The sequence below is a fragment of the Bradyrhizobium sp. BTAi1 genome (genome assembly GCF_000015165.1).
In the GTDB taxonomy this organism is placed as follows: domain Bacteria; phylum Pseudomonadota; class Alphaproteobacteria; order Rhizobiales; family Xanthobacteraceae; genus Bradyrhizobium; species Bradyrhizobium denitrificans.
In genome coordinates, this window is sequence record NC_009485.1 from 81,499 (window position 1) to 106,782 (window position 25,284).

Genomic DNA, 25,284 nt, shown 5'->3' on the forward strand with positions numbered 1-25,284 from the left:
CAGCTGACGTGATAGCGCCTTGGCCGCAGCGGCGCTATGGTGCCGTATCGGAGTAAGGGTGATGGATCAGACGGACCAGACCACTCATTTCGGCTTCAGGGACGTGCCGCTGGGCGAGAAGCAGACGCTGGTGAACGATGTGTTTCACAGCGTAGCACAGCGCTATGACCTGATGAACGACCTGATGTCTGCAGGACTGCACCGCGTCTGGAAGGACATCATGATCAACACGCTGAACCCGCCGAAGAGCGATGCGCCGTTCGCGCTGCTCGACGTCGCGGGCGGCACCGGCGACATCTCCTTCCGTGCCGCCAGGAAGGCTGGCGCAGGCTTCCATGCCACCGTCTGCGACATCAATGGCGACATGCTCGAGGTCGGCCGCCAGCGCGCGCTGAAGCAATATCTCGAGGACAAGGTCTCGTTCGTCGAGGGCAATGCCGAGAAGCTCGCCTTTCCCGACCGGTCCTTCGACGCCTATACGATCGCCTTCGGCATTCGCAACGTGCCGCAGATCGAGCTGGCGCTCGCCGAGGCCTATCGCGTGCTCAAGCATGGCGGCCGCTTTCTGTGCCTGGAATTCTCCACCGTCGAAGTGCCCGGGCTCGACAAGCTCTACGACCTGTTCTCCTTCAACGTGATCCCGCAGCTCGGCCGCGCCGTCACCGGCGATGCCGAGTCCTACCGCTATCTCGTCGAATCGATCCGCCAGTTTCCGCGTCCCAATGCCTTCGCCGAGATGATCTCGGCGGCGGGCTTCTCGCGCGTCTCCTGGCAGACCCTCTCCGGCGGCATCGTCGCGCTTCATTCCGGCTGGCGTTTGTGATCTCCGCACTGACCCATATCACGCGGCTCGCCCGGGCCGCCTTCGTGTTCGCGCGCGAGGGTGTGTTCGGTGCCGTCGACCCGAGCCTGGCGCCGCCGCCCGGCCAACTTGCGCTCAAGCTGGCGCGTCTTGTCGAACGTCCCGGCGCCAAGTCCGGGCCACGGCTGTCGCGCGCGCTGGAGCGGATGGGGCCGGCCTATCTCAAGCTCGGCCAGTTCCTGGCGACCCGGCCCGACGTCGTCGGCGTCGTCATGGCGCGCGATCTCGAATCCTTGCAGGACCGGCTGCCGCCGTTTCCGCAGGCCGAGGCCGAAGCCGTCATCGCGACCGCGCTGGAGCGGCCGATCAGCCAGGTGTTCGTCTCGCTCAGCGCCCCCGTAGCCGCCGCCTCGATCGCCCAGGTGCATCGCGGCGAGGTCGAGCGCGACGGCATCCGCCACGCCGTCGCCGTCAAGGTGCTTCGGCCGAACGTGGCCGCGCGTTTTCGCCGCGACCTCTCGGACTTCTTCTTCGTCGCCGAGAAGGCCGAGGCGCATTCGTCGGAAGCGCGCCGGCTGCGCCTCGTCGAGGTCATCAACACGATGTCGCGCTCGGTCGCGATGGAGATGGATCTGCGGCTTGAGGCCGCCGCGCTGTCGGAGATGGCCGAGAACACGCGCGACGATCCGGACTTCCGCGTGCCGACCGTCGACTGGGACCGCACCGCCAACAACGTCCTGACCATGGAGTGGATCGACGGCATCGCGCTGAACGACCACGCCCGCCTCGCCCAGGCCGACGTCGACCTGCCCGATATCGGCCGCAAGGTGATCCAGAGCTTCCTGCGCCACGCGCTGCGCGACGGCTTCTTCCATGCCGACATGCATCCGGGCAATCTGTTCCTCGACAAGGAGGGACGCCTGGTCGCGGTCGATTTCGGCATCATGGGCCGGCTCGGCATGAAGGAGCGGCGCTTCCTCGCCGAAATCCTGCTCGGCTTCATCACCCGCGACTATCGCCGCGTCGCCGAGGTGCATTTCGAGGCCGGCTACGTGCCGCCACATCATTCGGTGGAGAATTTCGCGCAGGCCATCCGCGCCATCGGCGAGCCGATCCACAACCGCACGGCCGAAGAGATTTCGATGGCCAAGCTGCTGACCCTGCTGCTCGAGGTCACCGGCCTGTTCGACATGCGCACCCGGCCCGAACTGATCCTGCTGCAGAAGACCATGGTGGTGGTCGAGGGTGTCGCGCGCGGCTTCGATCCCAAGCTCGACATCTGGAAGATCGCCGATCCCGTGGTGCGCGAATGGATCGAGCGCAATCTCGGCCCCATCGGCCGCATCGAGGGCGCCGTCACCGGCATCGGCGAGCTCGCCCGGCTGACCGCGACCTTGCCGGTGCTCGCCGCCCGCGCCGCCGCCGTGCTCGAGCACATGGAAACCATGACCCGCGACGGTCTGCGCCTGTCGCCCGAGACCATCGCCGCGATGGGCCGCACCGAAGGCAAGAAGAGCCGCTGGCGCGCCATCGCGCTGTGGGTCATCGCGCTGACCTTCATCGGTATCCTGTTCGCGGTGCTCCGGCTGTGACGCCCTGAGAGCCCAGCTCTCACCGCGAGCACGGCGCAGCTCTGCCCCTCACCCCGACCCTCTCCCCGCAAGAACGGGGAGAGGGAGCAGACCGCCTGCTCGGCCACAGCTCATCTCAGCTTCTCGAAATATGATTGCACTGCCTGCAAGTTTTGCTAGCATTGCTCTCATAACAACAATGCTGGGGAGGCGGTCATGGCCAGCCTGACCATCCGCAAGCTCGACGAGACGCTCAAGACCTATCTGCGGCTGCGCTCGGCGCAGAATGGCCGCTCCGTCGAGGAGGAAGTCCGGGTCATCCTGCGCGGGCTGATCGAGCCGGCAGACCCGTCCGAACCGCCGTCGGCGCCGCCCACGCCGGCCCCCCCGCCCGAGCCGATGGTGCCGCAGCCCGGCGTCGCACGCGAGGCCCGCGTCACCCTGATCATCGGCGGCGGCATCGCCGCGTACAAGTCGCTCGACCTGATCCGGCGGCTGAAGGAGCGCCACATCCAGGTCCGCTGCGTGCTGACCAAGGCGGCGACGCAATTCGTCACCGAGCTGGCCGCATCAGCGCTGTCGGGCGAGCGCGTTTTCACCGACCTGTTCGACGCACGCAGCGAGTTCGATGTCGGCCACATCCGGCTGGCGCGCGACTGCGACCTGATCGTGGTGGCGCCCGCGACCGCCGACCTGATGGCCAAGATGGCGCAGGGCTTGGCCTCCGACCTTGCGAGCGCCGTGCTGCTCGCGGCAAGCCGGCCGATCCTGCTGGCGCCGGCGATGAACCCGATGATGTGGAGCAACCCGGCAACCCGCCGCAACGCCGCCACGCTGCAGCGCGACGGCATCCAGATGATCGGGCCGAATGCCGGGGAGATGGCGGAGAAGGGCGAGGCTGGCGTCGGCCGCATGGCCGAGCCCACCGAGATCGCCGACGCCGTGGTGGCGATGCTGAAGCCGCCGACGCCGCGCCCGCTGGCCGGCCGCCGGGTGCTGATCACGGCCGGGCCGACCCATGAGGCGATCGACCCGGTGCGCTACATCGCCAACCGTTCCTCCGGCAAGCAAGGCTTCGCGATCGCCGCGGCCGCCCAGGCGGCCGGCGCCGACGTGCGGCTGATCGCCGGTCCGGTCGAGCTGAGCGATCCCAAGGGGGTCCGGGTCACGCATGTCGAGTCGGCGCGGCAGATGCTCGACGCGGTCGAGGCCGAGCTGCCCGCCGATGTCGCGATCTTCGCCGCGGCGGTCGCCGACTGGCGCGTCGCCAATGAGGGCGGCCAGAAGCTGAAGAAGACCGACACGGCGATCCCGCCGCTCACGCTGGTCGAGAACCCAGACATCCTCGCGACCATCTCCAAGCTGAAGGAGAGGCGGCCGGGGCTGGTGATCGGCTTCGCCGCAGAGACCGAGCATCTGATCGACAACGCCAAGGCCAAATTCGCGCGCAAGGGCTGCGACTGGATCGTCGCCAACGACGTCTCGCCCGCGACCGGGGTGATGGGCGGCGACCGCAACACCGTGCATCTCTTGACGAAGGATACCGAGGGCGTCCATGTCGCGTCCTGGCCGATCATGACCAAGGACGAGGTCGCGACCACTCTGGTCGCCGAGATCGCCCGAACGATAGGACCCGCCGCGTGACCGAGACGATTGCGATCGACGTTCAGATCCTGCCGCATGGCGAGGGCCTGCCGCTGCCGGCCTATCAGACCGCGCATGCCGCCGGCATGGATCTGCTCGCCGCGGTTGCCGCCGATGCGCCGCTGGTGCTCGGCCCCGGCAGTCACGCGATGGTTCCGACCGGCTTGTCGCTCGCGCTGCCGGACGGCTATGAGGCGCAGGTGCGGCCCCGCTCCGGCCTGGCGGCGCGGCACGGCGTCACCGTGCTGAATGCACCCGGCACGGTCGACGCGGACTATCGCGGCGAGATCTGCGTGCTCTTGATCAATCACGGCAAGGAACCGTTTACGATCCGCCGCGGCGAACGCATCGCGCAGATGGTGATCGCTGCGGTCGCGCGCGCCGCGCTTTCGATCACCACGACATTGTCGGCGACGGCGCGCGGCAGCGGAGGCTTCGGTTCGACGGGCCGTTGAAACACGGACCGCCACCATTTGGACTCGAAAGCGCCGATCGATAGACGCATTTTCCTCACACGCAACCACCGTTCACGGTCTGGACTCTTACCGCTGGAGTCCCGAAGCGGGTATTGTTGATTGATTCGTGAAACGGCGCGGTCGACGCGATCGGCGCCGCGCGGAACTTCGTGCGGTTTGGGGCAAAAATGTCGGGCGTGATCGTGGTGATGCGTCAGACGCTGCTGTCGTGCACGTCACTCGCGCGCAAGGGCCTGTTGGGGCTCGCAGCGACCGCGCTTGCTCCGGCGACACCGGGTTTTGCAGGCAATGGCGTGCCGGCGGATGCAGTCACGACGCTGTTCGAATTGAGCCGTCAGGACGTCGCCGAGGTGACGGCGATGCTGGCGCTGCTCGGCTTCTCGGTGGTCGCAGCCGTGGCGCTGGTGCGCACGCGGCTGGCAGCCGCACGCAAGGAAGCGCGGCTGCGCGCCGATGTCGCCGCACTGCAGCTGCAAGCCGATCGCTACCGCGCGCTGCTGTTTGCCGAGCCGCAGATCCTGATCGCCTGGCCGGCTGGCGGCCATCGCCCGCAGATCTCCGGCGACACCGCGATGCTGGTGCCGCAGGATCAGCCGCAACGCATCCTCGCCTTCGGCAGCTGGCTGCCGCCGGAGCCGGCGCTGCAGCTCGATCGTGCGGTCGATGCGCTGCGCGAGGCCGGCGAAGGTTTCCTGCTGCATCTCACCAGCTCGCATGGCCATGCCATCGAGGCGATGGGCCGCGCCATTGGCGGCCAGGCCATCGTACGTATCCGCGAATTGTCGGGCCTGCGCCGCGAGCTCGCCGAGACCCAGCTGAGGTTCAAGGCGCTCGGCGAGGAGACCGAGTCGCTGCGCGCGCTCGCCGCTGCCCTGCCCTGGCCGGTCTGGGCGCGACAGGCCAATGGCGCGCTCACTTATGTCAACCCCGCCTATGCGCGCGCCGCCGACGCCCGTGACGTCCCCGACGCGATCAGCCGCAATCTCGAACTGCTCGATTCCGCCGACCGCACCGACCTGCAGCGCGCGCTTGGCGCCGCCGGCCGCTTCGAGGGCCGGCTGCCGATCGTGACCGGCGGCGAGCGCCGCATGCACGATGTGCACGCCTTCACGCTGAGTAATGGCAGCGCCGGCGTCGCCATCGATGCCAGCGAGGCTGCAGCGCTGCGCACCGCCCTGGTGCGCATGGCCGAGGCGCATCGCCGCACGCTCGACCAGCTGTCATCCGGCGTCGCCGTGTTCGACGGCCAACGCCGGCTCTCGTTCTACAATGACTCCTATCGCCGCCTGTGGGATCTCGATTCCGCCTTCCTCGACAGCCAACCGGACGATTCCTCGGTGCTCGACCGCCTGCGCGCCGCACGCAAATTGCCCGAGCAGGCTGACTTCCGCGCCTGGAAGGCCAAGCTGCACGAGGCCTATCGCGCCGTCGAGGCCGCCAAGGACACCTGGTTCCTGCCGGATGGCCGCGCGCTCTCCGTCGTCACCACGCCCAATCCGGAAGGCGGGGTGACCTATCTGTTCGACGACGTCACCGAGAGCTTCGCGCTCGCCCGCCGCTTCGACGGACTGATCCGGGTCCAGCGCGAGACGCTCGACAGCCTGGCCGAAGGCGTCGCGGTGTTCGGCTCCAATGGCCGCGTCGAGCTGTTCAATCCCGCTTTCGCCAAGATGTGGCGGCTGTCGCCGGATCAGCTGCGCGAGCATCCGCATATTGACACCGTCGAGTCGTGGTGCCGCTCGCTGTACGACGACGCCGTTGCCTGGCGCACCATTCGCGAGGCCATCACCTCGATCGAGAACCGTCTCGACATCGCGCTGAAACTCGAGCGCAAGGACGGCAGCGTCCTCGATTGCATGAGCCGCCCCTTGCCCGACGGCGCGACCATGCTGACCTTCCAGGACATCACCGACACCGAGAATGTCGAGCGCGCGCTGCGCGAGAGCAACGAGGCGCTGGAAGCCGCTGGCCAGATGAAGATCGACTTCGTCCACCACGTCTCGTACGAGCTGCGCGCGCCGCTGACCACCATCATCGGCTTCGCGCATTTCCTGTCCGACCCATCGACCGGGCCGCTGACGCCAAAGCAGGCCGAATATCTCGACTACGTCACCAAATCGACCAACGCGCTGCTGGCCCTCACCAACAACATTCTCGACCTCGCCACCATCGACGCCGGCGCGATGAAGCTCGAGCTCGGGCCGGTCGACGCCGCCAAGGCGATCGAGGCTGCGGCGGAAGGCGTGCAGGACCGGCTGGCCACCGACCGCATCCGCCTCAAGGTCCAGGTCGATCCGAATGTCGGCACCTTCGTCGGCGACGAGCGCCGCGTCGTGCAGGTGCTCTATAATCTGCTCGCCAATGCGGTGGGCTTCTCGCCGCAGGATTCGACCGTCCTGGTCAGCGCCCGCCGAACCGACCACAGCGTCGCGTTCTCGGTCACCGATTCCGGACCCGGCATTCCGCCCGATCTCAAGGACCAGATGTTCGACTGGTTCGTCAGCCGCTCGCAGGGCTCGCGCCATCGCGGCGCCGGACTCGGCCTGTCGCTGGTGCGCTCCTTCGTCGAGCTGCACGGCGGCAAGGTGCGGATGGATTCGGTGGTCGGCAAGGGCACCACGGTCACCTGTGACTTCCCGACCGACCACATCGCGCAACGCAACGCTGCGGAATGACGGACCGACTGACATTCACCACCGCGCTGGCGGATGAGACCGCGACCGCCGCCTTGATGGCCGACCTCGCTTTGCTGATCGGCCCGGGCGTGCTGATCACGCTCACGGGCGATCTCGGTGCCGGCAAGACCGCCGCGGCACGGGCGATGATCCGCTACCTCGCCGATGATGCCGAGCTCGAAGTGCCGAGCCCGACCTTCACCTTGGCGCAGAGCTACGAGCTGCCGAGCTTCGCGCTGGTGCATGCCGATCTCTACCGCATCAGCGATGCGTCGGAGCTGGAGGAGATCGGCTTGTCACCGCTGCCCGAAGCCACGGTGGTGCTGATCGAATGGCCGGAACGCGCCGGCGACGAGCTGCCGCATGATCGCATCGACATCGCGCTGCGCCACGATGCATCCCACGGCGATACCGCGCGCAGCGCCGAGATCACCGGTACCGGCAAGGCCGCCGCGATCGTCGCACGTCTCAAGGTCCTGCGCGAATTCCTCACCGAGGCCGGCCACGCCAAATCCCGCCGTGAACGGATGGCCGGCGATGCCTCGACCCGGTCCTATGCGCGGCTCTATAAGGGCGAGCGCGTCTTCATCCTGATGAACTCGCCGAGGCGGCCCGATGGGCCGGCGATCTACAACGGCAAATCCTATAGCGGCGCCGTGCATCTCGCCGAGGACGTCCGCCCCTTTGTGGCCATTGCCGGCGCGCTGCGCGGCCGCGGCATCTCGGCGCCGAAGATCAACGACGCCGATCTCGACCATGGCTTTCTCATCACCGAGGATCTCGGGCGCGAGGGCGTGATCGAAGGCGATCCGCCGCGACCGATCGTGGAGTGCTACGAAGTGGCGACCGACCTGCTGGCCGCGCTGCATGCGCAGGACGTGCCATCGGTGCTGCCGCTGGCGCCGCAGGTCACCTACACCGTCCCGACCTTCGACGCCGACGCCATGCTGATCGAGATCGGCCTGATGCTCGAATGGTACCTGCCGGACCGCGGCGTCGCGCCGTCGCAGGTGCTGCGCGCCGAATTCCTGGAGCTCTGGCGCGACCTGCTCGACGCGCCGTTGGCGGCAAGGCCGACCTGGGTGATCCGCGACTATCACTCGCCGAACCTGCTGTGGCTGCCGGCCCGCGAGGGCATCGCCCGGGTCGGCGTGATCGACTTCCAGGACGCCGTGATGGGCCCGCCGGCCTATGACGTGGTGTCGCTGGCGCAGGACGCGCGCATCGACGTGCCGGCGGACATCGAGCAGGCACTGCGCACGCGCTACATCGCCGCGCGCCAGGCGGCGTCCACCGCGTTCGACGCGGAGGAATTCGCCGCGCACTACGCGATCATGTCCGCCCAGCGCAACACCCGCCTGCTCGGCACCTTCGCCCGCCTCAACCGCCGCGACGGCAAGCCGCAATACCTCAAGCACCAGCCCCGCATCTGGGACTATCTGCACCGCTCATTGTGCCATCCGGTCCTGGATCCGCTGCGCGACTGGTACGCGGCGAACGTGCCGCCGCCGGTGGGCGTGGCGTGAGCGCGACCGTTTTCTGAAGACTGACAATCAACGCTCACTGTCACCCTCCCCTGGAGGGGGAGAGTCGACGCACTCGCGGCAGCGAGGCGGGGTGATCTCTCCACATCCGCCGTCGCCCTTGGCTTCATCCCACCCCGCTCGCCCGCTTCGCGTGCGATCGCCCCTGTCTGGAGGGGGAGGGTGGCCGAGCCACACGCTTCCCGGCATCCCCCGTAGCTTTACCGGTTCTTAGCCGTCTCCCTTTACCCTGCCGCCGCGGTGTCCGGCTGCGCCGCGTGGATGGAGGTTGCGATGGCAGAGCGAATGAAGGGCGAGCGCGTCGTCTTCGAGCGCGGCATCCCGGCTTTCATGATGGGCATCGACGGCACCTGGCGGCGCAACTGCACCATCGAGGATGTCTCCGAGACCGGCGCCAAGCTGACCGTCGAGGGCTCCGTCGAGGGACTGCATCTGAAGGAATTCTTCCTGCTGCTGTCGTCGACCGGCCTCGCCTACCGGCGCTGCGAGCTGGCCTGGGTCAATGGCGACCAGATCGGCGTCACCTTCCTGAAACAGGGCAAGAAGAAGGCCAACAAGCGCGCGGCCGCCGAGGCCTGACGCGGACCGCTGCGGCATCTTGCGTCACGACGACGCGGCCGTCGTCGCATATTCGTCATCCCCTCAGGCTATCGCAACCGACCGAGACGATAGATGAATTTGCGTGGTATGATTCGCGTCGACCACCTTTGATCGAGATGCTTCGAAGATGCCCGTCCAGCCGCACAAAGCCATGGTCCTCGCCGCCGGTCTTGGATTGCGCATGCGCCCGCTGACGGAGACTCAGCCCAAACCGCTGGTGCGCGTCGCGGGCCGTCCGCTGCTCGACCACGTGCTCGACCGCCTCGCCGAGGCCGGCGTCACCGAGGCCGTCGTCAACGTCCATTATCTCGCCGACCAGATCATCGCGCACACGGCGACGCGCACCGCGCCGCGCGTGATGATCTCCGACGAGCGCGACCAGGTGCTCGGCACCGGCGGCGGCGTGGTCAAGGCGCTGCCGCTGCTCGGCCATCAGCCGTTCTTTCACGTCAACTCCGACACGATGTGGATCGAGGGCGTGCGCCACAATCTGTCGCGCCTCGCCGACGCCTTCGATCCGGAGCTCATGGACATCATGCTGCTGATGGCCCCGACCGCGACCTCGATCGGCTATTCGGGCCTCGGCGACTACGCCATGCTTGCCGACGGCACCTTGCGCAAACGCCGGGAGCACCAGGTTGTCCCGTTCGTCTATGCCGGTGCCGCCATCATCTCCCCCGCAATCTTCGACGGCGCGCCGAAGGGCGAATTCTCGCTGACCAAGATGTTCGACAAGGCCAACGAGCAGGACCGCCTGTTCGGCCTGCGCCTCGAAGGCGTCTGGATGCATGTCGGCACGCCGGCCGCGGTCGCCGAAGCCGAAGAAGCGCTGATGGAGAGCGCGGCGTAGCCGGGCGAATCCGCCAGCTCACATTCGGCACCGCCCCGAAACGTGGCGACTATTCACGCCCAAGGAGTCTCCAGCACCGGAAGAAGGTCACGCACCTATCAACATCCATCCACACCCCGGGTATGACCTTCGAGCCACCGCTCCCTATATAGACGCCCTGAGCAACCGCGAATCGCAGGCCATGCGCGTCTTCACTGTTCCGATCTCGGCCCCGTTCCTGCGCAGCGTGATCGCGGCGCTGGTGGACGGCCGGCTGGTCGACGGTTTTGAGGCGCGCAGCGATCCTGCGCGGCTCGCGACTGCGACCCTGTATCTGCCGACGCGCCGCTCGCTCCGTGTCGCGCGCGAAATGTTCCTGGACGAGCTGAAGACCGACGCCGCGGTGCTGCCGCGCCTCGTCGCGCTCGGCGACATCGACGAGGACGAGCTGGCCTTCGCCGAGGATCGCGACGCATTCCTCGGGCCGGCTCCGCTGGAGATCCCGGAGCGGCTCGCCGATCTGCAGCGGCGGCTCACTCTGGCGCGGCTGGTGGCGGCCTGGGCCAAGACGCCGGTGTCGGCACCGCTGGTGATTGGCGGCCCCGCCTCGACCTTGGCGCTGGCCGGCGACCTCGCGCGGCTGATCGACGACATGGTGACGCGCGGCGTGTCGTGGGAGGCGCTGGACGCGCTGGTGCCGGACCAGCTCGACAAATACTGGCAATATTCGCTGGAGTTCCTGCGCATCGCGCGCACGGCATGGCCGGCCTATCTGCAGGAGATCGAGCGCATCGAGCCGGCGGCGCGGCGCGACCTGCTGATCGCCGCCGAAGCCGCGCGGCTCTCGGCGCATCCCGATGGACCCGTCATTGCCGCGGGCTCGACCGGCTCGATGCCGGCGACGGCAAAATTCCTGCTGGCGGTGGCGAAGCTGCCGCACGGTGCCGTGGTGCTGCCCGGGCTCGACACCGATCTCGATGAAGCCGCATGGAATTCGATCGGCGGCGCCAAGGATCGCGCCGGCCGCGTGATCACGCCGCCCGCCGTCAACCATCCGCAATATGCGATGCACCTGCTGCTCAAGCGCTTCGGCCTGGAGCGGCGCGACGTGATCCGGCTCGCGCATCCCGGCCGCGGCGGCCGCGAGGTGCTGATCTCCGAAGCGATGCGGCCGTCGGAAGCGACCGCGGTCTGGCACGAGCGGCTGCGCCAGCTCGACGTCGCCGCCAACATCGCCGAGGCAATGGACAATCTCGCTGTCGTCGCCGCGCCCAATCCGGAGATGGAGGCCCTGGCGATTGCCATCGCCATGCGCGAGGCCCGCCATCTCGGCAAATCGGCCGCGCTGGTGACGCCGGACCGCACGCTGGCGCGCCGCGTGATGGCAGCGCTGACGCGCTGGCACCTGACCTTCGACGATTCCGGCGGCGATGCGCTGTTGGAAACGCCGGCCGGCATCTTTGCGCGCCTCGCTGCCGAGGCTGCCGCGCGCAGCCTGGAGCCGCCGACCCTGCTGGCGCTGCTCAAGCACCCGCTGTGCCGCCTCGGCCGGGCCGCCAAGGGCTGGACAAGCGCGATCGAGACGCTCGAGCTCGCGATGCTTCGCGGGACGCGGCCGCAAGCCGGCACCAGCGGGCTCGCGCGCGACTTCGCCCGCTTCCGCGACGAGCATACCAGGCTGCATCAGGGCGAAGCCTCATCGCTGCACCGGGCCGAGCCGCGCGCGCGGCTGAGCCCTGAGCAACTCGACCGCGCCGGCGCGCTGATCGCGCAATTGCAGACCGCGCTGGCGCCGCTGGAAAATCTTGCCTCGCCGCGCCCGCAGGATTTCGCCGAGCTCGCGGCGCGGCATCGCGAGGTGCTGATCGCGCTGTCGACCGATGATGTCGGTCTCAGCACCGCCTTCACCGACCGCGACGGCGCGGCGCTGGCGCGCTGCTTCGACGATCTCCTCGCCTCAGGCGAGCGCTGCGGCCTGATGGCGCCGCTGTCAGACTATCCGGACCTGTTCCACACCGCCTTCTCCGATCGCGCGGTGCGCCGCCCCGAGCGCCATGGCGCGCAGCTGCAGATCTACGGCCCGCTCGAAGCGCGGCTGATGCAGGCCGATCGCATGATCATCGGCGGTCTCATCGAGGGCGTGTGGCCGCCGGCGCCGCGCATCGATCCCTGGCTCAGCCGCCCGATGCGGCATCAGCTCGGCCTTGATCTGCCCGAGCGCCGCATCGGCCTGTCGGCGCATGACTTCGCGCAGCTGCTGGGCGCCCCCGAGGTCATCTTGACCCACGCGGCGAAATCCGGCGGCGCGCCGGCTGTCGCGTCGCGCTTCCTGCATCGGCTCGAAGCCGTCGCCGGGGCCGACCGCTGGAAGGCGGCGACCGCACGTGGCGAGACCTACGTCCGCTATGCCGAGGTGCTCGACCAGCCCCCCGAGGTGAAGCCGGTCGAACAGCCGGCGCCGAAGCCGCCGCTGGCGGCGCGTCCGCTGCGCATGTCGGTCACCGCCATCGAGGACTGGCTGCGCGATCCCTACACCATCTTCGCGCGCTACATCCTCAAGCTTGATCCGCTCGACCCGGTCGACATGCCGCTGTCGGCGGCGGATCGCGGCTCGGCGATCCACGAGGCGATCGGCGAGTTCACGCAAACCTATGCCGATGCGCTGCCGCCGGATCCCGCGCCTGTGCTGCGGCAGATCGGCGAGAAGCACTTTGCGCCGCTGATGGAGCGCCCCGAGGCGCGGGCGCTGTGGTGGCCGCGCTTCCAGCGCATCGCGGGCTGGTTCGCGGCCTGGGAGAGCGCACGCCGCGAGCAGATCGGCGCCATCACTGCGGAGATCCGCGGCGAGATCGGCATTCCCTTGAGTCCTGACCGGACCTTCATCCTGTCGGCGCGCGCCGACCGCATCGAGCGCCGCGCCGAAGGCACCTACGCCATTCTCGACTACAAGACCGGCCAGCCGCCGACGGCCAAGCAGGTGCGCATGGGCCTGTCGCCGCAGCTCACCTTGGAAGCGGCGATCCTGCGCGAAGGTGGGTTCGACGGCATCCCCGCCGGCAGCCTGATCAGCCAGCTCGTCTATATCAGGTTGTCCGGCAACAACCCGCCGGGCGAGGAGCGCATTCTCGAATTGAAGATCAACAAGAGCGACCCGCCGCAGCATCCGGACCAGGCCGCGCAGGAGGCGCGCGCCAAGCTCGAAGCGCTGATCCGCAGCTTCGAGGACATCAATCAGGGCTACACCTCACTGAACCTGTCGATGTGGGCCAACCGCTACGGCGCCTATGACGACCTCGCCCGCATCAAGGAATGGTCGGCGGCCGGTGGTCTGGGAGTGGAGGAATGGTGAAGGCGCCGCGTCCGATCCCGCAGGCCGTGCGCGACGCGCAGACGCGCGCGTCGAACCCGGCCGCGTCGGCCTTCGTCTCGGCCAATGCCGGCTCGGGCAAGACGCATGTGCTGGTGCAGCGGGTGATCCGGCTGCTGCTCGACGGCGTGCCGCCGGAGAAGATTCTCTGCATCACCTTCACCAAGGCCGCCGCGGCCAACATGGCCGAGCGCGTGTTCTCGACGCTCGGTCATTGGGTGACGCTCGACGATGAGGCGCTCGACAGCGCGATCAAATCCACCGGCATTCCCACGCCCGACAAGAAGCTGCGCGCCTCGGCGCGCAAGCTGTTTGCGAGCGCGCTGGAGACGCCGGGCGGGCTGAAGGTGCAGACCATCCACGCGCTATGCACCCGGCTGCTGCAGCAATTCCCGTTCGAGGCCAATGTGCCGGCGCGGTTCTCGGTGCTCGACGAGCGCGACCAGACCGAGATGATGGAGCGCGCCAATCTCAAGGTGCTGCTGGACGCGGCGCGCACGCCGGACAGCGCGGTCGGCCGCGCGCTGCAGGTCGCGATGGCCAACGCGGCCGATTCGACCTTCAAGGAGGTGGTGCGCGAGGCCTGTCTCAGCCGTGACCATTTCATGGCCTGGACCGACGGCGCGGGTCGCGTCGAGGTCGCCGCACAGCAGCTCGGGCAGGTGCTCGGCATCGCGCCGGACGAGACGCTGGGGGCAATCGAGCAGGACATTCTCGATGGTCCCAACCTGCCGCGCGCGGACTGGACCGAGATCGCCGCCCGGCTCGATGGTGGCGCCAAGACGGACCAGAAGCAGGCCGACCAGCTCCGCGCCGCGCTGGCGTTCTCGGGCAGCGATCAGGTCGACGAATATCTCCGCGTGTTCCTCACCGAGGACAAGGAGCCGCGCAAATCGCTGCTGACCAAGAAATTCGCCGACAGCAATCCCGGGCTTGCTGGCCTGTTCGAGTCGGAGGCGCGCCGGCTCGACCGCCTGATCGAGAAGCGCCGCGCCGCGGTCGTGCGCGACCGAACCGAGGCGCTGCTGCAAATCGCGACCGCGGCCGCCGCGAACTATCGCCGCGAGAAAGAGGAGCGCGGGCTGCTCGACTATGACGACCTGATCGACAAGACGCTGGTCATGCTCAACCGCGTCTCTGCCGGCTGGGTACACTACAAGCTCGACCGTGGCGTCGATCACGTGTTGATCGACGAGGCACAGGATACGAGCCCCAGGCAATGGGACATCGTCGCTCACATCATCGAGGAGTTCACCGCCGGCGCCGGCGCGCGCGAGGGCCTGACGCGCACGATCTTCGCGGTCGGCGACGAGAAGCAGTCGATCTTCTCGTTCCAGGGCGCGGATCCGCATGAATTCGATGCCCGCAGGCGGCAGCTGCAGAAGCGCTTCACCGATGCCGGCCTGCTGTTCGATCCGGTGTCCTTCACCTATTCGTTCCGCTCCGGCCCGACCGTGCTGCACGCGGTCGACCACGTGTTCCGCGAGCGCGAGGTCTACAGCAGCATCCATTCGCCCGATATTGGCTATCCCGTCCACAACTCGCTGACCGATGCCGGGCCAAGCCTGGTCGAGCTGTGGAGCCTGTGCGAGCGCGACGACCGCAAGGAGATCGAGGGCTGGCGCGCGCCGTTCGACGGCGTCTCGGTGACGAGTCCCGAGGTGAAGCTGGCGCGGCGCATCCAGGCCGAGATCAAGCGGCTGATCCGCGCGGGCACCATGACCGGCCATGACGGAGCGCGGCGGCGGCTGAGCTATGGCGACATGCTGATCCTGGTGCGCCGGCGCGGCACCGCATTCGATGCCGTGATCCAGGCGTTGAAGCATGCCGGCATTCCCGTCGCGGGCGCCGACCGGCTGAAGCTGACCGAGCACATCGCGATCATCGATTTGATGAACCTCGCCGACGCGCTGCTGCTTCCGCAGGACGACCTAGCACTGGCCATCGCGCTGAAGAGCCCGCTATTCGGGCTCGACGATGACGACCTGTTCAAGCTGGCGTGGCAGCGCCGCGGCTCTTTGCGCGACGCGCTGACGGCGCAGGCGGCCGATGACCCGCGGCTGCAGGCGGTGCTGCGCCGGCTGCAGCAATGCGAGCGCCGCGCCGCCGAGGATACGCCGTTCGCCTTCTACGCCTGGCTGCTCGGCGGCGATGGCGGCCGGCGCCGCATCCTGGCGCGGCTCGGCCATGAGGCCAATGACGCGCTCGACGAATTCCTCGAACTGGCGCTGTCCTACGAGCGCAAGGCGCCGGCCTCGCTGCAGGGCTTTGTCGCCTGGCTGCGCGCCGCCGATACCGAGGTGAAGCGCGACATGGAGATCTCGCGCGACGAGATCCGGGTGATGACCGTGCACGGCGCCAAGGGCCTCGAAGCGTCGGTGGTGTTCCTGGTCGACACGACGTCGTCGCCGGCGGATTCGCAGCGGCTGCGGCTGATTCATGTGTCGCATGGCGACCAGGAGATCGTGGTCTGGGCCGGGCGCAAGTCGGATGATCCGCAGCCTGTCGCAACGGCGCGCGCGGCGATGCTCAAGGAGACCGAGGATGAGTATCGCCGGCTGCTGTATGTCGCGATGACGCGCGCCGCGGATCGGCTGGTCATCGGCGGCTGCATGCCCGGCAACATGACCAACATCCGCGGCGGCAGCTGGTACGACCTGATGGCGCGCGGACTGGACGCGGCGGGCCTCCAGGTCGAGGTGATCGAGACCGAGGACGGGCCGATCAAGCGCTACGCGCGGGCGGAGGATATCGCGGAGACCGCCAAGGATGAGGCGCGACGCATGGTGGAGATGCCCGTGGAGCTGCCGGCGTGGCTGCGCACGGTCGCCGCCGAGACGCCCGGCGAGGTCGCCGTGCTCAGGCCGTCCGATCCCTCCGCCGACGAACGGCCGGTACGCTCCGGCGAATCGCTAGCGGCGCGCAGCCTCGCGATGCAGCGCGGCACCTTGGTCCACCGCCTGCTGCAGTCCTTGCCGGAGGTCCTGCCGGAGCGGCGACGCGACGCCGCCCTGCGCTACCTGCTGCGCAATGCCGCCGACTGGCCCGAGGAGCAGCGCACAGGGCTCGCCGAGCGCGTGCTTGCCGTGATCCAGGACCCGCGTTTTGCCGCAGTGTTTGCGCCCGGCAGCCGGGCCGAAGTGTCGATCGTCGGCCGCCTCGCTTTGCCCGGACAACCGCGCGCGCTGGTGTCCGGCCAGATTGACCGTCTCGTCGTGACCGGCTCCGAAGTGCTGATCGTCGACTTCAAGACCAACCAGCAGCCGCCATCGGACCTCGCCGAGGTACCCCCGGCCTATGTCCGCCAGCTCGCGCTCTACCGGGCCGTGCTTGGCCAGCTGTATCCCCAGAGGGCCGTCCGGGCCGCCCTGCTCTGGACCGAAGCCCCTGAATTCATGGAGATTCCGGCCTCCGCGCTGGACGCCATGCTGCCATCCGATCCCGTCTGAGTGAGCGCGCTTGACCCGGCATCGCCCCATTCATACTTTCACCCCCACGCTGCGGCGGCGCCACATCAGCGCCGCTCCCTCCAACCGAACGAGGTAATCCCATGGCCGTTGGCAAGGTTTCCGACGCCGATTTCGAAAGCGAAGTGCTGCAGGCGGACGGTCCGGTCGTCGTCGATTTCTGGGCCGAATGGTGCGGCCCCTGCCGCATGATCGCCCCTGCCCTCGACGAGATTTCGAGCGCGATGGGCGACAAGGTCAAGATCGTGAAGCTGAACGTCGACGAGAGCCCCAAGACGGCCTCGAAATATGGCGTGATGTCGATCCCGACCCTGATGGTGTTCAAGGGCGGCGAGATGGCCTCCCGTCAGGTCGGCGCTGCGCCCAAGGCGAAGCTGCAACAGTGGATCTCGTCCGCGGTCTGACGCGCCCGCAACATCATTTTTGTCGAACGGCCGGCGGAATCGCCGGCCGTTTGCGTTGAGAGGGGTGTTTTCAGCGATTTCCGGATGTCGCCATGCCCTCCCGCCTCAGCCGCTCCCCCTCTCGCAAATCCGGCCTCCTGGCGATGGAGGCGCGGTCGGTGGATGCGATCCCGCGCGGGCACGAGTGGCAGTATGAGCCGAAATGGGACGGCTTCCGCTGTCTTCTGGCGCGCCACGGGGCTGACGTGACGATGCAGTCCAAGGCGGGCGAAGATCTCGCACGCTACTTTCCCGAGGTGGCCGCCGCCGCGCGGGCACTGAAGGCCACGCGCTTCACGCTTGATGGCGAGCTGGTCGTGCCGCAGGCGAAGTCGTTCTCGTTCGACGCGTTGCTGCAGCGGATCCATCCGGCCGCGAGCCGCGTGAAGAAGCTATCGGTGGAGACGCCGGCGCTGTTCCTCGCCTTCGACTTGCTGGCGACGGCGAAGGATGCAGAGCTGATGGCCCGGCCGCTGCACGCAAGGCGGCTCGCGCTGGAGGCGTTCGCGAAGGCGAATTTCACGGATCATCCGACCTTCCGGCTGTCGCCGGCCACCACCCGCTTTGCGACCGCGCAGGACTGGTTGGCGCAGTCGGGCGGCGGCTCGGACGGCGTGATCGCCAAGCGCATCGACCTGCCCTACCAGGCCGGCAATCGCGACGGCATGCAGAAGATCAAGCGCCATCGCTCGGCCGATTGCGTCATCGGCGGCTTCCGCTACGCCACCAACAAGGGCGCCCAGGGCCGCAAGCTGGTCGGCTCGCTGCTGCTCGGGCTCTACGATGATGACGGCCTGCTGCATCACGTCGGCTTCACCTCCGCGCTCAAGAAGGAGGAGAAGCCCGCATTGACAGACAAATTAGAACCGCTGATTGCGCCGCCCGGCTTCACCGGCAATGCGCCGGGCGGGCCGAGCCGCTGGTCGACCGCGCGCTCGACAGAATGGTGCCCGCTCAAGCCGAAGCTGGTGATCGAGGTCTGCTACGACCATTTCTCCGGCGATCGCTTCCGCCACGGCACCTCGATCCTGCGCTGGCGTCCCGACAAATCGCCAAGGCAATGTACGTTCGAGCAGCTCAAGCAGACGATCGCCGATCCCTTGAAGCTGCTCGCGTGAGCTCAGCGGATCCAGCCGGTCGCGAGCGCCGACGCGAATTCGGTATCGCCGTTGGCACGCGCCAGCGTAGCCATCGCGCGATGATCATAGGGCACGTGGCGGAAGCTGACGCTCCAGCCGGCCGGCGTGAGTTCGACGATCGCGTATCGCGCGTCGGGCGTGCCGGCCTGCACGACATGCGGATGCGGCACGTTGTAGGAATAGCCGGGGCTGCCGACGCTGCCGGGATTGACGATCAGCCGCCCGTCACGGAGGCGCACGGCGCGTGCAGTGTGCGTGTGGCCACACAGGATCAACGACTGCGAAATGCCGGCGGCCAGTCGTTCGATGTCATCAAGCGACGCGCAGGTGATGGCGCCGTCCGGCGCCACGCTCTCGAGCCAGTAGACGTTGTCGTCCTCGGGCGTGGCGTGACACAGAAACACCTGCTCGCGATACACGGCGGTCGCCGGGATCGTGCGCAGCCAGTCAAGATGGCCGGCGTCGAGCTGCGGATAGGCCGGACGCTCCCAGCCGCCCATCTTCTCGAACGGCCGATCGATCAGCCAGCGATCGTGATTGCCGCGTACATGCACAGCGTCGAGCGCCATCAGCATGTCCATCGTGCGCCGCGCATCGAGCGGACCGCTCGCCATGTCGCCGAGGTCGACGATGTCCGTCACGCCTTGATCACGGATATCCGCGAGCACGGCCTCCAGCGCGAGATGGTTGCCGTGGATATCGGCGATCGCGGCGAAGCGCATGTATCATTTCCCTCAGGTCGGCGGCGTGCCGTTGAGGTCGAGCACGTGGCCCGCCAGATAGAGCGACCCCGTGATCAGAATACGCGGCGGCACCTCATAGGCAAGCCGCGCGATGCCGGCGAGCGCTGACGCCACGCCATCGGCGATCTCGACGCGCATGCCGAGCGTGCGCGCCGCCGCGGCGAGATCGGCCGGCGCCATCGCCTTGCTCTCGTTCGGAATCGGCACGACGATGATATGGCGCGTCAGCCCGGCAAAATTGGCCAGGAAAGCCGCCGCATCCTTGTTGCCCATCATGCCGACGATCACGACGAGCTGCCTCGAGACGCGCTCTTCGAGATCGCCGAGCGCAGCGGCGACGACGCGACCGCCTTCGGCATTATGGCCGCCGTCGAGCCAGATCTCGGCCCCTTGCGGCCCCAGCGTGGTGAGGGCACCGCTCGACAGCCGCTGCATGCGCGCCGGCCATTCGGCGTTGACGATGCCGTCCTCGAATGCCTTGGTGGTGAGCCTGAACTGATCGATCGCGCGCAAGGTCGCGATGGCCAGCCCCGCATTGTCGAACTGGTGGCGACCGAACAATCTCGGCGCCGGCAGATCGAGCAGACCGCGATCATCCTGATAAACGAGCCGATTGCGCTCGACGCTCACATGCCAGCTCTCACCGGCTGCGAACAGCGGCGCGCGCTGCCGTTTGGCCTCGCGCTCAATCACGGCCATTGCATCCGACTCCTGCGCCGCCGAGATCACCGGACAGCCGCGCTTGATGATGGCGGCTTTTTCGGCGGCGATCAGTGCGCGCGTGTCGCCGAGGAATTCCATATGGTCCATGCTGATCGGCGTCAGCACGGAGGCCGCGACCTGATCGACCACGTTGGTCGAATCGAGCCGGCCGCCAAGGCCGACTTCGAGCAGAACGACATCGGCAGGATGCTGCGCGAACAGCAGGAAGGCCGCGACGGTCTTGACCTCGAAGAAGGTGATCGGCGCGCCGGCATTGACCCGCTCGCATTCCAGCAGCGCGGAGATCAATTCGTCATCATCGACCAGGACGCCGCCGCCGACCTTGCCGAGCCGATAGCTCTCGTTGATACGCACCAGCCAGGGCGAGGTGAAGACGTGGACGCGCAGGCCGGCGGCTTCGAGCATCGCGCGCAGATAGGCGACCGTCGAGCCCTTGCCATTGGTGCCGGCGACATGGATCACCGGCGGCAGCTTGCGCTCGGGATGGTCGAGCTGCGCGAGCAGCCGGTGCATGCGCTCAAGCCCGAGCGAGATCCTGCTCGGGTGCAGCGCGGAGAGCCGCGCGATCAGCTCGTCGAGCGAAGGGCGTGGCTGGGCGGCGAGATCGTTCACGCGGTCGGCGCAACCGCCGGCGCATCGGCCGCCTCGACCGTCTTGGCCGGCGGCGGCAGCTGCGGAGCCGGCTTGGGGTGTTCGACAGCCGGCGATTTGGTCAGCAGGCGGCAGAGCCGCGCCAGGGTCGGGCGCAGGTCATGACGATGCACGACCATGTCGACCATGCCGTGGTCGAGCAGATATTCAGCGCGCTGGAAGCCTTCAGGCAGCTTCTCGCGAATGGTCTGCTCGATGACGCGGGCGCCGGCGAAACCGATCAGCGCGCCGGGCTCGGCAATGTGGACGTCGCCGAGCATCGCGTAGGACGCGGTGACGCCGCCGGTGGTCGGGTTGGTCTGCACGACGATATAGGGCAGCTTGGCCTCGCGCAGCATCTGCACGGCCACGGTCGTGCGCGGCATCTGCATCAGCGACAGAATGCCCTCCTGCATGCGCGCCCCACCGGACGCCGCGAACACGATGAATGGCGATGTCTTCTCGACCGCGAGCTCGAGCCCGCGCACGATCGCTTCGCCGGCCGCCATGCCGAGCGAGCCGCCCATGAAGTCGAAATCCTGCACGGCGATGACAACGCCCATGCCTTCGAGCTTGCCGAACCCGACCTTGACGGCATCGTTCATGCCGGTCCGCGCCCGCGCATCCTTGATGCGGTCGGCGTAGCGGCGCTCGTCACGGAACTTCAGCGGATCGGGCGTCACTTCGGGCAACGCGACGTCGAACCAGGTTTCGTTGTCGAACATCGATTTCAGCCGGGCGGTTGCGCCCATGCGCATGTGATAGTTCGAGCCGGGAATGACGAACTGGTTGGCCTCGACGTCCTTGTAGAACACGAGCTGTCCGGAATCCGGGCACTTGATCCAGAGGTTTTCCGGCGTCTCGCGGCGCAGGATGTTGCGGATCTTCGGCCGGACCACATTGGTAAGCCAGTTCATGAGAAGCTCCGTGTTGCGGTCGCCGGGATATATGGCGGGACAGCGGCGTCACGGCAAGCCGGCCGGGACGCCCCGTCATAGGGTGGTTGGCGGACTATTCCGCAGCCTGTTGCGCGCCGCGCACGCCCTGGGCCAAGGCGGCGACCAGATCGGCGACGGCGCTCACGGTCTTCGGCGTCGCGCGGCCCTCGGCATCGAGGCTGGCGCGGAGCGCGTCGACCAAAGCGGTGCCCACCACGGCGCCATCGGCATTCGCCGCGATGGCGCGGGCGGTCTCCGGTGTGCGGATGCCGAAGCCGACGCAGACGGGCAGCGCCGTATGCCGCTTGATCCGCGCCACCGCGGCGCCCACGGCGGACGAATCCGCCGCCGCCGCGCCGGTGATGCCGGTGATCGAGACATAGTAGACGAAGCCGGAGGTGTTCGCGAGCACGGCCGGCAGACGCTTGTCATCGGTCGTGGGCGTTGCCAGCCGGATGAAGTTGAGCCCGGCCTTCAGCGCGGGAATGCACAGCTCGGTGTCTTCCTCCGGGGGCAGATCGACGATGATCAGGCCGTCGACGCCGGCCGCCTTGGCGTCGTCGAGGAACTTGTCGACGCCGTAAATATAGATCGGGTTGTAGTAGCCCATCAGCACGATCGGCGTCGCTGCGTCACCCTCACGGAAGCTGCGCACCAGTTGCAGCGTCTTCTTCAAGGTCATGCCGGCCTTGAGCGCGCGCAGGCCGGCGGCCTGGATCGACGGACCGTCGGCCATCGGATCGGTGAACGGCATGCCGATCTCGATGATGTCGGCGCCCGCCTGCGGCAGCGCCTTGACGATCGCGAGCGAGGTTTCAGGGTCGGGGTCGCCACCCATCACGAAGGTGACGAACGCCGAGCGGCCTTCCTTCTTCAACTGCGCGAAGCGCGCATCCATTCGGCTGGTCACGACTCTTTCGCCCTCTTTCGCAGGATCTCACCGACCTGCGGCACGTCCTTGTCGCCGCGGCCGCACAGATTGACGACCATCAGGTGTTCCTTCGGCTTCTTCGGCGCGAGCTCCATCACCTTGGCGATGGCATGCGCCGGTTCGAGCGCCGGGATGATGCCTTCCAGCCGCGACAGCAGCTGGAACGCCGCCAGCGCCTCGTCATCGGTGGCCGAGAGATAGGTCACGCGCTTGGCTTCGAACAGCCAGGAATGCTCAGGGCCGATGCCGGGATAATCGAGGCCGGCCGAGATCGAATGCGCCTCGGCGATCTGGCCGTCCTCGTCCATCAGCAGATAGGTGCGGTTGCCGTGCAGCACGCCGGGACGGCCGCCGGCGATCGACGCGGCATGCAGCTGCGTCAGGCCATGGCCTGCGGCTTCGACGCCGAAGATCTCGACGGAGGGATCGTCGAGGAAGGGATGAAACAGGCCCATCGCATTGGAGCCGCCGCCGATGCAGGCGACCAGAGAGTCCGGCAGCCGGCCTTCGGCCTCCTGCATCTGCACCCGCGTCTCGTCGCCGATCACCGACTGGAAGTCGCGCACCATCATCGGATAAGGGTGCGGACCGGCGACCGTGCCGATGCAGTAGAACGTGTCGTGGACGTTGGTGACCCAATCGCGCAGCGCCTCGTTCATCGCGTCCTTCAGCGTGCGGGCACCCGACTGCACCGGCACCACCTTGGCGCCGAGCATCTCCATGCGGAGCACGTTGGGCTGCTGACGTTCGACGTCGACCGCGCCCATATAGACCACGCAATCCAGCCCGAAGCGGGCGCACAGCGTGGCGGTGGCGACGCCATGCTGGCCGGCACCCGTCTCCGCGATGATGCGCCGCTTGCCCATGCGGCGCGCCAGCATGATCTGGCCAAGCACGTTGTTGACCTTGTGCGAGCCGGTATGATTGAGCTCATCGCGCTTGAAATAGATCTTGGCGCCGCCGAGATGCTGGGTCAGACGTTCGGCGTAGTACAGCGGCGACGGACGGCCGACATAATGCGTCCGATAGCTGTTCATCTCGGCCTGGAACGCCGGATCGGCCTTGGCGTCGGCATAGGCCTTTTCCAGATCCAGGATCAGCGGCATCAGGGTTTCGGCCACGAAGCGGCCGCCGAAGATGCCGAAATGCCCGCGCTCGTCAGGACCGCTGCGGTAGGAATTTGGACGTGCTGTCGTCATTGAACGCTCAACTCTTCAGCGGCGCGCGCCGCGCGGATGAAATTCCGAATCATGTCGCAATCCTTCACGCCCGGCGCCCGCTCGACGCCGGATGATACGTCGACGCCGCCGGCGCGCGTGATCCGCACGGCCTCAGCGACGTTGTCGGCGCTCAGGCCACCGGAGACCATGAACGGGCGATCCAGCGCGAGCGCGTCGAGGACATGCCAGTCGAACGTGGCGCCCAGTCCGCCCGGACGGGTGGCATCCTTCGGTGCACGGGCATCGAACAGGATACGGTCGCAGACATCGGCGTAGCCGGCCAGCGGCACGAGATCTGCTGTCGTCGCGACAGCAATCGCCTTCATGACCGGCAGGCCGAAGCGCTGCTTGAGATCGCGGATGCGCGCAACGCTCTCGCGACCATGCAGCTGCAGCAGATCCGGACGCAGGGTCTCGACGATGTTCTCGAAGGTCGCATCATCGGCATCAACCGTCAGCGCGACCTTCAGCGCGCGCCCTTTCGCCTGTTGTCCGAGCTCTCGCGCGGCCGTTAGGCCGACGTGACGGGGTGACGGCGGAAAGAACACGAAGCCGACCATCTCGGCCCCCGCGTCGAGCGCGGCACCGAGGGTCTCGGGCGTGGTCAGGCCGCAGATTTTGACGAGCAGGGACATCTATGAAGAACGCGCGTCCGGACGGAAAAGATTACCTGGACCGACGGATTCCGATCGCCGTCCGGCCTCGGCCGCCTTCTACAACGCGGCGCCCTGCTTGTCTCGCCCATAAGGGGCGAAAAGCCGGGCCGGCGCGGCAGGAACCAGGGATTGTGACGGGCCCTGGTTGGCACGCACCGCGGCGCTCAGCTGCGCGACTTGGGCCCGTGCCGCTTCGGCATCGGCCAAGTGCCGGCGGGCGGCACGCCGCCATCGACGCTGGCCGATCCAGGTGGCGCAGCCACCGGCAATGACGCCCAGGATCGCAACGGCGATGATCAGGGCGAAGAGCGGAATCGAGACCGATAAAGCGGGGTCGACCGCGTTGAAGGGGTCGAACGAGACGGTAACGAAATGCCGGTTCGCGACGGCAAAGACGACGAACAACACCAGCAAGGGAACGACGATCACGACGGTGAGGAATCTTCGCATGCGTTCGCTCGTATCAATCAGGCTGGGTTCGCCGTGAAATCATCCGCAAACGACGCGCAGGTCGGCCGCGAGACGGGATCAATCGTCGGTGTCGGCTGCGCCGGCGGGATTGTCCCGGTTCAGCCGCTCGCGCATTTCCTTGCCCGTCTTGAAGAACGGGACGCTCTTCTGGTCCACGGGCACATGGGCGCCGGTGCGCGGGTTGCGCCCGGCGCGTGCGGGCCGATGCTTGACCGAGAAGGCACCGAAGCCGCGCAGCTCGACGCGATCACCACGCGCCAGCGCAGCCACGATCTCATCAAGGATCGCATTGACGATGTTCTCGACATCCCGCTGGTAGAGGTGCGGGTTGTGCTCGGCGATACGCTGAACAAGCTCGGATTTGATCATCGAGAAAATGTACCCGGGGAGACAGCTCCCATTTCCGTGAAAATAT

Annotated in this window: 20 protein-coding genes; 12 read left to right on the plus strand and 8 right to left on the minus strand. The window is 67.7% G+C overall.

The genetic code is table 11. The features are described 5' to 3' along the window. Positions 1-61 precede the first annotated feature (61 nt). The 12 genes from ubiE to BBTA_RS00435 all read left to right on the plus strand — a co-directional run bounded on the left by ubiE (position 62) and on the right by BBTA_RS00435 (position 18,536). Complete coding sequence (gene ubiE / locus BBTA_RS00380; RefSeq protein WP_011942605.1) at positions 62-823, plus strand: bifunctional demethylmenaquinone methyltransferase/2-methoxy-6-polyprenyl-1,4-benzoquinol methylase UbiE; 762 nt, start codon at positions 62-64, stop codon at positions 821-823. Further along, positions 820-2,394, plus strand: coding sequence for a 2-polyprenylphenol 6-hydroxylase (gene ubiB, locus BBTA_RS00385; protein WP_011942606.1), 1,575 nt, complete (start codon positions 820-822; stop codon positions 2,392-2,394). Before ubiE ends, ubiB begins: the two co-directional genes overlap by 4 nt. A gap of 195 nt (positions 2,395-2,589) precedes the next feature. After that, positions 2,590-4,017, plus strand: coding sequence for a bifunctional phosphopantothenoylcysteine decarboxylase/phosphopantothenate--cysteine ligase CoaBC (gene coaBC, locus BBTA_RS00390; protein ID WP_011942607.1), 1,428 nt, complete (start codon positions 2,590-2,592; stop codon positions 4,015-4,017). Further along, a complete protein-coding gene (gene dut / locus BBTA_RS00395; protein WP_011942608.1) occupies positions 4,014-4,472 on the plus strand; it encodes a dUTP diphosphatase in 459 nt (152 codons plus the stop codon). Before coaBC ends, dut begins: the two co-directional genes overlap by 4 nt. 188 nt (positions 4,473-4,660) lie before the next feature. Further along, positions 4,661-7,168, plus strand: coding sequence for a PAS domain-containing sensor histidine kinase (locus BBTA_RS00400; protein WP_011942609.1), 2,508 nt, complete (start codon positions 4,661-4,663; stop codon positions 7,166-7,168). Then, on the plus strand, positions 7,165-8,694 hold the full coding sequence (locus tag BBTA_RS00405) for a bifunctional tRNA (adenosine(37)-N6)-threonylcarbamoyltransferase complex ATPase subunit type 1 TsaE/phosphotransferase (RefSeq protein ID WP_011942610.1): 1,530 nt from the start codon (positions 7,165-7,167) through the stop codon (positions 8,692-8,694). The genes BBTA_RS00400 and BBTA_RS00405 overlap by 4 nt, the downstream gene beginning before the upstream one ends. A 291-nt stretch (positions 8,695-8,985) precedes the next feature. Continuing rightward, a complete protein-coding gene (locus BBTA_RS00410) occupies positions 8,986-9,291 on the plus strand; it encodes a PilZ domain-containing protein (protein WP_011942611.1) in 306 nt (101 codons plus the stop codon). Between the two features lie 148 nt (positions 9,292-9,439). Beyond that, the gene (locus tag BBTA_RS00415; protein ID WP_011942612.1) at positions 9,440-10,162 is read left to right on the plus strand and encodes a nucleotidyltransferase family protein; all 723 of its coding nucleotides are present in this window, start codon (positions 9,440-9,442) and stop codon (positions 10,160-10,162) included. 181 nt (positions 10,163-10,343) lie between these two features. After that, positions 10,344-13,490, plus strand: coding sequence for a double-strand break repair protein AddB (gene addB, locus BBTA_RS00420; RefSeq protein ID WP_011942613.1), 3,147 nt, complete (start codon positions 10,344-10,346; stop codon positions 13,488-13,490). Then, complete coding sequence (gene addA, locus BBTA_RS00425) at positions 13,484-16,957, plus strand: double-strand break repair helicase AddA (RefSeq protein WP_041750240.1); 3,474 nt, start codon at positions 13,484-13,486, stop codon at positions 16,955-16,957. The genes addB and addA overlap by 7 nt, the downstream gene beginning before the upstream one ends. Positions 16,958-17,058: 101 nt before the next feature. Then, positions 17,059-17,379, plus strand: a complete 321-nt coding sequence (trxA, locus tag BBTA_RS00430; protein WP_011942615.1) for a thioredoxin — start codon at positions 17,059-17,061, stop codon at positions 17,377-17,379. A gap of 143 nt (positions 17,380-17,522) precedes the next feature. Then, positions 17,523-18,536, plus strand: coding sequence for an ATP-dependent DNA ligase (locus BBTA_RS00435; RefSeq protein ID WP_011942616.1), 1,014 nt, complete (start codon positions 17,523-17,525; stop codon positions 18,534-18,536). A 2-nt stretch (positions 18,537-18,538) separates the two neighbouring features. On the opposite strand, the gene BBTA_RS00440 is transcribed toward BBTA_RS00435, so the two are convergent. From BBTA_RS00440 to BBTA_RS00475, 8 genes are all read right to left on the minus strand, one after another. After that, positions 18,539-19,279 (minus strand): metallophosphoesterase, encoded by a 741-nt coding sequence (locus tag BBTA_RS00440; RefSeq protein ID WP_011942617.1) that lies wholly within the window; start codon positions 19,277-19,279, stop codon positions 18,539-18,541. 12 nt (positions 19,280-19,291) lie between these two features. Further along, entirely contained in the window at positions 19,292-20,635 is a 1,344-nt protein-coding gene (locus BBTA_RS00445) for a folylpolyglutamate synthase/dihydrofolate synthase family protein (RefSeq protein WP_011942618.1), read from the minus strand. Continuing rightward, complete coding sequence (accD, locus tag BBTA_RS00450; RefSeq protein ID WP_011942619.1) at positions 20,632-21,570, minus strand: acetyl-CoA carboxylase, carboxyltransferase subunit beta; 939 nt, start codon at positions 21,568-21,570, stop codon at positions 20,632-20,634. The genes BBTA_RS00445 and accD overlap by 4 nt, the downstream gene beginning before the upstream one ends. A 94-nt stretch (positions 21,571-21,664) precedes the next feature. After that, positions 21,665-22,501 (minus strand): tryptophan synthase subunit alpha, encoded by an 837-nt coding sequence (gene trpA, locus BBTA_RS00455; RefSeq protein WP_011942620.1) that lies wholly within the window; start codon positions 22,499-22,501, stop codon positions 21,665-21,667. Then, positions 22,498-23,721, minus strand: coding sequence for a tryptophan synthase subunit beta (gene trpB / locus BBTA_RS00460; protein WP_011942621.1), 1,224 nt, complete (start codon positions 23,719-23,721; stop codon positions 22,498-22,500). Before trpB ends, trpA begins: the two co-directional genes overlap by 4 nt. Further along, positions 23,718-24,377, minus strand: coding sequence for a phosphoribosylanthranilate isomerase (locus BBTA_RS00465; RefSeq protein WP_011942622.1), 660 nt, complete (start codon positions 24,375-24,377; stop codon positions 23,718-23,720). The genes trpB and BBTA_RS00465 overlap by 4 nt, the downstream gene beginning before the upstream one ends. A gap of 78 nt (positions 24,378-24,455) precedes the next feature. Then, positions 24,456-24,848 carry a lipopolysaccharide assembly protein LapA domain-containing protein gene (locus tag BBTA_RS00470; RefSeq protein ID WP_011942623.1) on the minus strand — a complete coding sequence of 131 codons (393 nt, stop codon included), beginning with the start codon at positions 24,846-24,848 and terminating at the stop codon, positions 24,456-24,458. Between the two features lie 78 nt (positions 24,849-24,926). Next, entirely contained in the window at positions 24,927-25,238 is a 312-nt protein-coding gene (locus BBTA_RS00475) for an integration host factor subunit beta (protein ID WP_011942624.1), read from the minus strand. Positions 25,239-25,284 lie beyond the last annotated feature (46 nt).

Bases quoted from the DNA above. Each gene is read 5' to 3' on its own strand.
- ubiE (WP_011942605.1), top strand. From the start codon at position 62: ATGGATCAGACGGACCAGACCACTCATTTCGGCTTCAGGGACGTGCCG.
- coaBC (WP_011942607.1), top strand. From the start codon at position 2,590: ATGGCCAGCCTGACCATCCGCAAGCTCGACGAGACGCTCAAGACCTAT.
- BBTA_RS00400 (WP_011942609.1), top strand. From the start codon at position 4,661: ATGTCGGGCGTGATCGTGGTGATGCGTCAGACGCTGCTGTCGTGCACG.
- BBTA_RS00405 (WP_011942610.1), top strand. From the start codon at position 7,165: ATGACGGACCGACTGACATTCACCACCGCGCTGGCGGATGAGACCGCG.
- BBTA_RS00410 (WP_011942611.1), top strand. From the start codon at position 8,986: ATGGCAGAGCGAATGAAGGGCGAGCGCGTCGTCTTCGAGCGCGGCATC.
- BBTA_RS00415 (WP_011942612.1), top strand. From the start codon at position 9,440: ATGCCCGTCCAGCCGCACAAAGCCATGGTCCTCGCCGCCGGTCTTGGA.
- addB (WP_011942613.1), top strand. From the start codon at position 10,344: ATGCGCGTCTTCACTGTTCCGATCTCGGCCCCGTTCCTGCGCAGCGTG.
- addA (WP_041750240.1), top strand. From the start codon at position 13,484: ATGGTGAAGGCGCCGCGTCCGATCCCGCAGGCCGTGCGCGACGCGCAG.
- trxA (WP_011942615.1), top strand. From the start codon at position 17,059: ATGGCCGTTGGCAAGGTTTCCGACGCCGATTTCGAAAGCGAAGTGCTG.
- BBTA_RS00435 (WP_011942616.1), top strand. From the start codon at position 17,523: ATGGAGGCGCGGTCGGTGGATGCGATCCCGCGCGGGCACGAGTGGCAG.
- BBTA_RS00440 (WP_011942617.1), bottom strand. From the start codon at position 19,279: ATGCGCTTCGCCGCGATCGCCGATATCCACGGCAACCATCTCGCGCTG.
- accD (WP_011942619.1), bottom strand. From the start codon at position 21,570: ATGAACTGGCTTACCAATGTGGTCCGGCCGAAGATCCGCAACATCCTG.
- trpB (WP_011942621.1), bottom strand. From the start codon at position 23,721: ATGACGACAGCACGTCCAAATTCCTACCGCAGCGGTCCTGACGAGCGC.
- BBTA_RS00465 (WP_011942622.1), bottom strand. From the start codon at position 24,377: ATGTCCCTGCTCGTCAAAATCTGCGGCCTGACCACGCCCGAGACCCTC.
- BBTA_RS00470 (WP_011942623.1), bottom strand. From the start codon at position 24,848: ATGCGAAGATTCCTCACCGTCGTGATCGTCGTTCCCTTGCTGGTGTTG.
- BBTA_RS00475 (WP_011942624.1), bottom strand. From the start codon at position 25,238: ATGATCAAATCCGAGCTTGTTCAGCGTATCGCCGAGCACAACCCGCAC.